The 9429-nt window shown below is 63.9% G+C and carries 7 protein-coding genes and 1 pseudogene; all 8 read right to left on the bottom strand.

Features of this window, described 5'->3' with window-relative positions:
* Positions 1-200: pseudogene (locus F3H96_RS29570) on the bottom strand (IS630 family transposase); the annotation flags it as partial.
* A gap of 226 nt (positions 201-426) precedes the next feature.
* Positions 427-1116: a phosphate regulon transcriptional regulator PhoB gene (gene phoB / locus F3H96_RS29565; protein ID WP_010911896.1), complete on the bottom strand. Its 690-nt coding sequence runs from the start codon at positions 1114-1116 to the stop codon at positions 427-429.
* Between the two features lie 17 nt (positions 1117-1133).
* Positions 1134-1841 carry a phosphate signaling complex protein PhoU gene (gene phoU / locus F3H96_RS29560; RefSeq protein ID WP_149805170.1) on the bottom strand — a complete coding sequence of 236 codons (708 nt, stop codon included), beginning with the start codon at positions 1839-1841 and terminating at the stop codon, positions 1134-1136.
* A gap of 20 nt (positions 1842-1861) precedes the next feature.
* On the bottom strand, positions 1862-2665 hold the full coding sequence (gene pstB, locus F3H96_RS29555; RefSeq protein WP_280177802.1) for a phosphate ABC transporter ATP-binding protein PstB: 804 nt from the start codon (positions 2663-2665) through the stop codon (positions 1862-1864).
* Entirely contained in the window at positions 2662-3513 is an 852-nt protein-coding gene (gene pstA / locus F3H96_RS29550; protein WP_149805169.1) for a phosphate ABC transporter permease PstA, read from the bottom strand. The genes pstB and pstA overlap by 4 nt, the downstream gene beginning before the upstream one ends.
* Before the next feature lie 3 nt (positions 3514-3516).
* Positions 3517-4503, bottom strand: a complete 987-nt coding sequence (gene pstC / locus F3H96_RS29545) for a phosphate ABC transporter permease subunit PstC (protein ID WP_149805168.1) — start codon at positions 4501-4503, stop codon at positions 3517-3519.
* Positions 4504-4569: 66 nt separating this feature from the next.
* Positions 4570-5628: a phosphate ABC transporter substrate-binding protein PstS gene (gene pstS, locus F3H96_RS29540; protein WP_149805167.1), complete on the bottom strand. Its 1059-nt coding sequence runs from the start codon at positions 5626-5628 to the stop codon at positions 4570-4572.
* A 533-nt stretch (positions 5629-6161) separates the two neighbouring features.
* Positions 6162-9416 carry a response regulator gene (locus F3H96_RS29535; RefSeq protein ID WP_149805166.1) on the bottom strand — a complete coding sequence of 1085 codons (3255 nt, stop codon included), beginning with the start codon at positions 9414-9416 and terminating at the stop codon, positions 6162-6164.
* Positions 9417-9429 lie beyond the last annotated feature (13 nt).

Genomic DNA, 9429 nt, shown 5'->3' with positions numbered 1-9429 from the left:
TGAGCGGCCAACTTGCCGCCGCCAGTGCCATGGCCTTGCCGGCGCGGCTCAAGCGAGCCCCGCTCGGCGCGCAGCTTCATCAGATCGTTCACGAACTTCGGCGAAACCCGGAAATGACGCGACGCCTCACGGTTGCTGTTGCCCTCATCCACAAACGCCGCAACACGCTTACGCAACGCCATCGGTAACGGCTTGCCCATCACGGTTCTCCCTTCCGCCGCAATGAATCATCAAACCGTCATTCAGGGAATCCCGAATCCTTTAAAGGGCGACGTGCTTTAAACGTCACGGCATCGATCCTCGGGTCTGCGCTGCGCCGCTGCGCTCCTTGCGACGCCCGTGGATGACGAGGCGCCTCGGCTAATCGCCAGCCCATACGATCCGCTGTCGGAGGCACGGAGCCCGCCAGCGCTTCGCCGACGAGACCTAATCCTCGCGTATGGCGTAGCCTGCCCCGCGAATGGTGCGGATCACATCCGGCATGCGGCCGTTGTTGACGGCCTTGCGCAGGCGGCCGACATGCACGTCCACGGTGCGCTCGTCGATATAGATCGTCTCGCCCCAGACATTGTCGAGCAGCTGGCTGCGCGAGAACACCCGGCCGGGATGACGCATCATGAATTCCAGCAGCCGGAACTCGGTCGGGCCGAGCCTGATCTCGCTCTTCTTGCGGTAGACGCGATGCGATTCACGGTCGAGCACGATGTCGCCGACCTTGAGCACGCTGGACAGCACCTCAGGCTTGGCGCGGCGCAGCAGCGCCTTGACGCGCGCCATGAACTCGGGCGTCGAGAACGGCTTGACCAGATAGTCGTCGGCGCCGGTGGACAAACCTCGAACCCGATCGCTTTCCTCACCTCGCGCGGTCAGCATGATGATCGGCAGCCGCTCGGTCTCGGGCCGCATCCGCAGACGCCGGCAAAGCTCGATGCCGGAAACCGCCGGCACCATCCAGTCGAGCACGAGCAGGTCGGGAACGTTTTCTTGCAGGCGGATTTCGGCCTCGTCGCCGCGGGTCACCACTTCGACCTGGTAACCCTCGGATTCGAGGTTGTAGCGGAGCAGCACCCCCAGCGGCTCCTCGTCCTCCACCACCATGATGCGTGGCGCGATCATCGGCAGATAACCCTTCGTCAGGCCGCTGGCGCCGACATTGCCGTCTCGTCTTGCTTCGGACGGTTCGCGGGCAATTGCGTGCCGGTGAGCACATAGTAGGCGTTCTCGGCGATGTTGGTCACATGGTCGCCGATGCGCTCGAGGTTCTTGGCGCAGAACAGAAGATGTGTGCAAGCGGTGATGTTGCGCGGGTCTTCCATCATGTAGGTCAACAGTTCGCGGAAGACGGAGGTGTATTTGACGTCGATGCGCTCGTCGTCGTTGCGGAGCTTGGCCAGCGCCGCGGCGTCGCCCACCGTATATTCCTGGATCACCGCCTGGACCTGGATCAGCACCAGCTGCGCCATCGAATCGATCGAATGCGTGAGATCGCGCGGCGTGGCGCTGACGCCGACCGAACCGACGCGCTTGGCGATGTTCTTGGCAAGATCGCCGATGCGTTCGAGGTCGCCCGCCATGCGGATTGCGCCGACCACGCTGCGCAGGTCGTCGGCCATCGGCTGGCGTTTGGCGATCAGCGTGATGGCGCGGTCGTCAAGCTCGCGCTGGCGCGCGTCCATGATGGCGTCGTCGGAAACGACGCGCTGCGCCAGGGCATTGTCGGTTTCGAGCAGGGCCCTGGTCGAAGCGCTCACCATCGAGCTCGCAAGGTCGCCCATGTCGTTGATGAGCTTGCTGATCTGCCTCAGATCCTCGTCGAATGAAGCGACGGTATGTTCGGCCATGATGATGTCCTCGTATGAACTCAGCCGAAGCGGCCGGTGATGTAGTCCTGCGTGCGCTTCTCGCGGGGCGAGGTGAAGATCTTCTCGGTCCGGTCGAACTCGACCAGCTCGCCCAGATACATGAACGCCGTCTGCCGCGACACGCGCGCCGCCTGCTGCATGTTGTGGGTGACGATGACGATCGTGTAGTCGGCCTGCAATTCGTCGATCAGCTCCTCGATCTTGGCGGTCGAGAGCGGGTCCAGCGCCGAGGCCGGTTCGTCGAGCAGGATGACCTCGGGCTTCACCGCGACGGTGCGGGCGATGCACAGGCGCTGCTGCTGTCCGCCGGAGAGGCTGAGGCCGCTGGCGTTGAGCTTGTCCTTCACTTCGTTCCACAGCGCGGCCCGCTTCAGCGCCTGTTCGACGCGGTTGTCCATCTCGGCCTTGCTGATTTTCTCATAGAGCCTGACGCCGAAAGCGATGTTCTCGTAGATCGACATCGGGAACGGCGTCGGCTTCTGGAACACCATGCCGATCTTGGTCCTGAGCAGGTTGAGGTCCTGCGAACGGTCGAGGATGTTCTTGCCGTCGAGCAGCACTTGGCCCTCGGCGGTCTGCTTCGGATAGAGCTCGTAAATGCGGTTCAGCACGCGCAGCAGCGTCGACTTCCCGCAGCCCGACGGCCCGATGAAGGCGGTGACGCTGCGCTCCGGCAGCGACAGGTTGATGTCCTTCAATGCCTTCGACTGGCCGTAGTAGAAGTTGAGGTTCTTGACCTCGATCTTGGCCTTTTCGACGGTGGTGTCGACTGCGTTCAGGTCGGTGGACAACATCGGTTTCATCTGTCCTCTCTGCGTCCGGTTAGGCTGCGGGCGATGATGCTCAGCCCGAGAACCGTCAGGGTGATTATGAGTGCGCCCGTCCAGGCCAGCTGCTGCCATTCCTCATAGGGGCTCAGCGCGAACTGGAAGATGGTCACCGGCAGGCTGGCCATCGGGGCATTGAGATTGCTCGACCAGAACTGGTTGTTGAGCGCGGTGAAGAGCAGCGGCGCCGTCTCGCCGGAGATGCGGGCGATCGCCAGCAGGATGCCGGTGACGATGCCGGAAAGTGCCGCGCGATAGGCGACCGAGCGGATCACCACCCAGCGTGGCGCGCCGATTGCGGTGCCTGCTTCGCGCAGCGCGTTGGGCACGAGGTTGAGCATGTCCTCGGTGGTGCGCACCACGACCGGGATCACCAGGATCGACAGCGCGACCGCGCCGGCAATCGCCGAGAAGTGGCCCATAGGCCGCACCAGCAGCTCATAGACGAACAGCCCGACGATGATCGACGGCGCCGACAGCAGGATGTCGTTGATGAAGCGCACCACGGTGGTCAGCTTCGAGAAGCGCCCATATTCGGCCATGTAGGTGCCGGCCAACACGCCGATCGGCGTGCCGACGATGATGCCGATGACGGTCATGACGATGCTGCCGTAGATGGCGTTGAGCAGGCCGCCGGCATCGCCGGGCGGCGGCGTCATCTGGGTGAAGACCGCCGGCGAAACGCCGGCCAGGCCCTTGTAGATCAGCGCGCCCAGGATCAGCGCCAGCCAGGCGAGGCCGATGCCTGCGGCGATGACGCAAAGCGCCATCATCACGCTGTTCTTGCGCTTGCGGCTCCGATGGAGAGACAGGGCTGTCGACATGGATCAGGCTCCCGCGCGGCTGTCGATGCGCAGCAGCATGTAGCGCGCGATGGCGAGGATGATGAGGGTGATGATGAACAGGATGAGGCCCAGCGCCACCAGCGAGGATGTGTAGAGCTCGCCGTCGGCTTCGGTGAATTCGTTGGCGATGGTCGCCGAGATCGTCGTGCCCGGCGCAAACAGCGAGGCGCTGATGCGGTGGGCGTTGCCGATGACGAAGGTGACGGCCATCGTCTCCCCGAGCGCGCGGCCGAGGCCGAGCATGACGCCGCCCATGATGCCGACACGGGTGTACGGAATGACGACGCGCCGGGTCACTTCCCAGGTGGTGCAGCCGATGCCATAGGCTGATTCCTTCAGCACCGCCGGCACCGTGTCGAACACGTCCTTGGTGATCGAGGTGATGAAGGGCAGTACCATGATGGCGAGGATGAGCGACGACGTCAGCAGGCCGATGCCATAGGGCGGGCCGGCGAACAGGCTGGAGAGACCCGGTATGCCGTGGAATATATTGATGATGAAGGGCTGTATCGTCGTCTGCAGGAATGGTGCGAACACGAACAGGCCCCAGATGCCGTAGATGATCGAAGGGATGCCGGCGAGCAGTTCAACGGCAATGCCGATCGGGCGCCTGAGCGGGCGCGGGCAGAGCTCGGTCAGGAAGACGGCGATGCCGATGCCGATCGGCACGGCAATGATGATGGCGATGGCAGAGGTGACGACAGTGCCGTAGATGGGCGCCAGGGCGCCGAAATTCTCGGTGACCGGATTCCACGCCTCGGTGGTCAGGAAGGAGAAGCCGAACTTCGACAACGCCTCCCACGAGCCGGTGACCAGCGAGATGGCAACCCCGCCAAGGATAACCAGGACAAGGATGGCGGAAGCGCGCGTGGCACCTCGGAAGACCATGTCGGTGAAGGCGAAGCGGCGCACTGTCGCTTCTCTGGTCCGCGTGGCGGACGATGTCGCGGCTTCGGCAACGGCTGTCATCTAGCCCCCAGCATTTCGAAAGAGAGACGGGAGGGCGCCAAAGGCGCCCTCCTTATTCCATAGGAATTACATGCCGGAGTAGAGCGGCTTGCCGTTTCCGTCGACGATGTCCTTGCCCCACATCCCCTCGACGCTCTTCACGACCGCGTCGGGCATCGGAACATAGTCCAGACCGGCCGCCATGTCGTCGCCCTTGGCGTAGGACCAGGCGAAGAACTTGAGCGCTTCGGTCGTGGCCGCCGCATCGTCGGGCTTCTTGTAGACGAGGATCCACGTCGCAGCCGTCATCGGCCACGACTCGGCACCCGGCTGATTGGCCAGAATGACGCCATAGCCCGGCTGCGAACTCCAGTCGGCGTTGGCCGCGGCCGCCGAGAACGCTGCCGCCGTCGGCTCGACCTTCTTGCCTTCCTTGTTCACCAGGTCGGTGTAGGTCAGCTTGTTCTGCTTGGCATAGGCATATTCGACGTAGCCGATCGCGCCGCCGGTTTGGGCAACGTTGTTGGCAACGCCCTCATTGCCCTTGGCGCCGATGCCAACCGGCCATTCTACTGCCTTGTCGACGCCGACCTTTTCCTTCCAGTCAGCGCTGACGTCGCCGAGATAGTATGTGAAGTTGAACGTGGTGCCCGAACCATCGGAACGGTGAACCACCGCGATCGCCTGCGACGGCAACTTGACGTCGGGATTGAGCTTCTTGATCGCCGCGTCGTCCCAGCTCGTGATCTTGCCGAGGAAAATGTCGGCCAGCGTCGGGCCGTCGAGAACCAGTTCGCCCGGCTTGACGCCTTCGAGGTTGACGACCGGCACGATGCCGCCCATCACCATCGGGAACTGGGCGAGGCCGGTGCCCTCAAGTTCTTCGCCCTTCAGCGGCGCGTCCGAAGCGCCGAAGGTCACGGTCTTGGCCTTGATCTGCTTGATGCCGCCGCCGGAGCCGATCGACTGATAGTTGAGACCGATGCCGGTCTCCTTCTTGTAGGCGTCGGCCCACTTAGCATAGATCGGATAGGGGAAGGTGGCGCCGGCGCCGGAGATGTCGGCCGCCATCGCGGCGGAAATCGAGATGGTGGAAGCCGCAGCCATTGCAATCGCAACGGCCGCCGAGCGGATGAAATGTCTCATGTGGCCTGCTCCTGTTCGGAAAGATGGTCTCTTGGCACCCGTTTCTGTCGGAGCCCGACGAGGGGCATAGCCCCCGATTATTACAGTCGCATGACAGTTTCATGTCAGCCCGGTAACGGCTGAACGGTGACGTCGGGGGAGGCCTCCGGCGGCCTCTCGGAGCCGTCCGGAGTTTGCCGCGGGAATCAGCAACTTGTCTGACTTTTGAAACAAAATTTATCCCGACGGCCGGATCACGGCCGCCGGGAAATAAAATCCGGACGAGAGCGCGTTGCCTGAGTGCCAGAGCGGATCATGGCCGGCCATCGCCGAAAACAGGTCCGTTGGGGTAGAGTCGACGCTGTTTCTTGTTGGCGGTCGCTGCCCCCGCCCGTAACCGAAGAGCGGAATCAACGCGGCCATTGTCCGAGTTTGCAATTTGCATTGATATGGTGCGATCGCACCATATGCATGCGTCAGCGCGTCCCAGCTTTGCCTGCCGAGCTAATGCATGTCTCCCGGAATCGTGCGGCAGTTCCGCGACAACGACTGCATTAGCCGGCGTTGCGCCGGGTCTCGACGTCCGAGCCCAGCCAGCGTTCGAGCTTTTCGAGCAGGGCCCGCGGGCTGATCGGCTTTGGCAAATAGTCATCCATGCCGGCTTCCAGGCAGCGTTCGCGGTCGCCCTTCAGCGCGTGCGCGGTGACGCCGACGATCGGCACATGCGTGCCCATGTCTTCCTCGAGCCGGCGAATGGCGCCGGTCGCCTCCAGCCCGTTCATCTCTGGCATCGACACATCCATCAGGATCATCCGCGGATTGAGCTTGCCGAAGGCGTCGAGCGCCTTGCGGCCGTTGCCGACGATCTCGAAGCGATAGCCGGTCTCGCCAAGAATCTGGGTGAATACCATCTGGTTCACTTCATTATCCTCGGCGACGAGGATGTCGAGCCCGCGCTCCGCGTCGGCAGGGCGCCGGCGCGCGCGCAGCGCTGGCGGCTGCAGCATGACGCGGTCCGATGCCGCCGTCTGCACCGGCGCGGCCTGCGGCGTCGGGTCCGGTTGCGGGCGCGCCGCCGCGCTGTTGTGGCGATGGCGCTGGATGGTTGCGACGAGCGTTTCCAGCAGGATGGAGGACCGCGCCGGCTTGATCAGTTGCGCGTCGATGCCGAGGTCGCGATAGGCCGTGTTGGCAAGCGACTGGTCGACCGAGGTCAGCATGATGATCGGCGTATGCGCCAGGCCCGCCGTGTCGCGCACGATGCGCGCCATCTCGGCGCCGGTCATGCCGGGCATCTGGTAGTCGAGCACGACGCAGTCGACCGGCACGCCATAGGCGGCGGCGGCAATCAGCACCTTCAATCCTTCGGCGCCGCTTTCGGCCGCGCAGGAATCGAACGTCCACGACGCCATCTGCTCGCTTAGGATCGAGCGGTTTACGGCATTGTCGTCGACGATCAGCACGCGCGCGCCGGTGACGTCGACCGGCATGATGCGCTGCCCGCCCTGCTCGGCCCTGGGCAGCGTGACGGTGAACCAGAAGGTCGAACCCTTGCCCTCCGCGCTGTCGACACCGATCTCCCCGCCCATCATCTCGACCAGTCGCGACGTGATGGCAAGACCAAGCCCGGTGCCTTCGTGCCGTCTCGTCGAGGACGTGTCGACCTGGCTGAATTTCTCGAACACCAGCTTCAGCTTGTCTTCCGGAATGCCGATGCCGGTGTCGGTGACCGAGATGGCGAGCCTCGTTCCTGTCGGAACCCGCTCGCCCGTGACGTCGACCAGGACATGGCCCTCGTCGGTGAATTTCACCGCGTTGCCGAGCAGGTTGGTGACGATCTGCCTGATGCGGCCGACATCGCCGACGAACTGCCCCTCGAGCCCTGGCTGGACGCGGACGATGAGTTCGAGGTCCTTTTCCTTGGCGCGCGTCGACACCAGCGTCGCCACATCTTCAATCGCTTCGGCGAGATTGAACGGTGCCGGGTCGAGCACCAGCTGGCCGGCGTCGATCTTGGAGAAGTCGAGGATGTCGTTGATGATGGTGAGCAGCGCGTTGCCGGATTTGACGATGATGTCGGTGAACGTCTTCTGCTTCGGATCGAGGTCCGACTTCGCCAGCAGTTCCGCCATTCCAAGAACGCCGTTCATCGGCGTGCGGATCTCATGGCTCATATTGGCGAGGAATTCCGACTTGGCCCGGTCGGCAAGCACGGCGCGCCGGCGTGCCTCGGAAAGCTCGGCCTCGCGCTGCTTGAGCTCCGTTATGTCGGTGGTGGAGCCGATGAGATAGAGCGAGCCGTCGGAGGCGATCATCGCGCCCTTGCGCGCGAACTGGTGCCTGACGCTGCCGTCCGGCATCGTCACCGTCTCTTCGATCTCCTGCGTCTCGCCGGTGCGCAGCACGGCAAGGTCGCTGGCGATGAAGGCTTCGCCGTCGTCGCCGAAAATTTCGACGTCCGTCCTGCCGACCGCCTCTTCCTTGCTGAAGCCGGTGAGGTCGCACCAGCCCTTGTTGACGTAGAATTGCCTGAGGTCCGAGCGCTTGGCGTAGATCGACACCGGCACGTTGTCGATCAGGCTGCGGAACACCTCGTTCTCGCGCATGCTTTGCCGGAGCGCCTGCTCGCGCGCCTTGACGTCGGTGATGTCGGTGCTGGAGCCGACCAGGTGCACCGAGCCGTCGCTCGCCACCAGCCGGTTCTTGCGCGTCATCAGCTGACGCACCGTGCCGTCGCGATGGGTGACTGCCTCCTCGACCTCGAGCTCCGCGCCGGTCGCCACCACCTGTGTGTCGTCGCTGCTGTAGCCGTCCGCCTGCTCGGTGGCGAAAAGCTGACGGTCGGTCTTGCCGATCGCCTCTTCCTTGGGAAGGCCGGTGAGCGCGCACCAGGCCTTGTTGACGAATTCGATGCTGAGATCGTCGGCCTTGATGAAGGCGGCCACCGGCAGTTCGTCCATGACGTGCCGGTAGAGGTCGATCTGGCGCATGGAGTCACGCAACGCCTTCTCGCGCGCCTTGATGTCGGTGATATCGACGCGCACGCCGATGAACGTGCCGTCGTCGGTGCGCATGTCGTAGACCTGGTACCAGCGCCCGTCGGGATTGAGGCGCTCGTAGGAAGAGTTCGGCAATCGGTAGCGCGCGAGCATGGCGTCGAGCCAGCGTTCGGTGTCGACACCGTAAAGACCGTCGATCTCGGTATCGCCGCTCGATCGGAAGTAGCCGACCGAATGGCCGAGAGCCAACGCGTCGCGGAATGTGCGGCCTGGTTGCCAGGCCGGCTTCAGCGCCGGCAGCGTATCCTGCAGCTTGCGGTTGGCGAACACGAACCTGTCGTCGCGATCGTAGATGATAACGGCGGCCGGCAGCGACTCCAGCACGGTGGCGAGGTTCCTGCGCGCATCCTCGGCTTCGGTCTCGCGCTGCTTCATGTCGGTGATGTCGACATAGGAGATCAGCCTTTTGCCGCCGGGAAGCGGCGCCAGCGAGGCGATCAGCGTGCGGCCGTCCTTGCGCGGCAACTGCCTGGAGCCTGCGGCGCCGGCCCGAATTTCGGCTTCGCGATCGGCCACGTGGCTTTGCCACGCCGTTTCCTCGCCGCCGAATGGATCGGCGTGGCGGCTGGCTTCCATGAGGTCGCGAAAGCAACTGCCTGCCGGAGCGCGCCGCGGATCGATCTTCCAGAAGTCGTAGAATGCCCGGTTGGCCACCTCCGCCCGCAATTCGGCATCGAGAACGATGACGCCGATCGGCATGGAATCGACCATCAGGCTGAGATTGGCCAGCGCCTCGGAAGTCCCGGCCATATCGCGACTTCCA

Origin of the sequence: Mesorhizobium sp. NFR06 (assembly GCF_900115245.1) — a bacterium.
Classification (GTDB): Bacteria; Pseudomonadota; Alphaproteobacteria; order Rhizobiales; family Rhizobiaceae; genus Mesorhizobium.
This window is presented reverse-complemented; position numbering and strand designations above follow the sequence as displayed.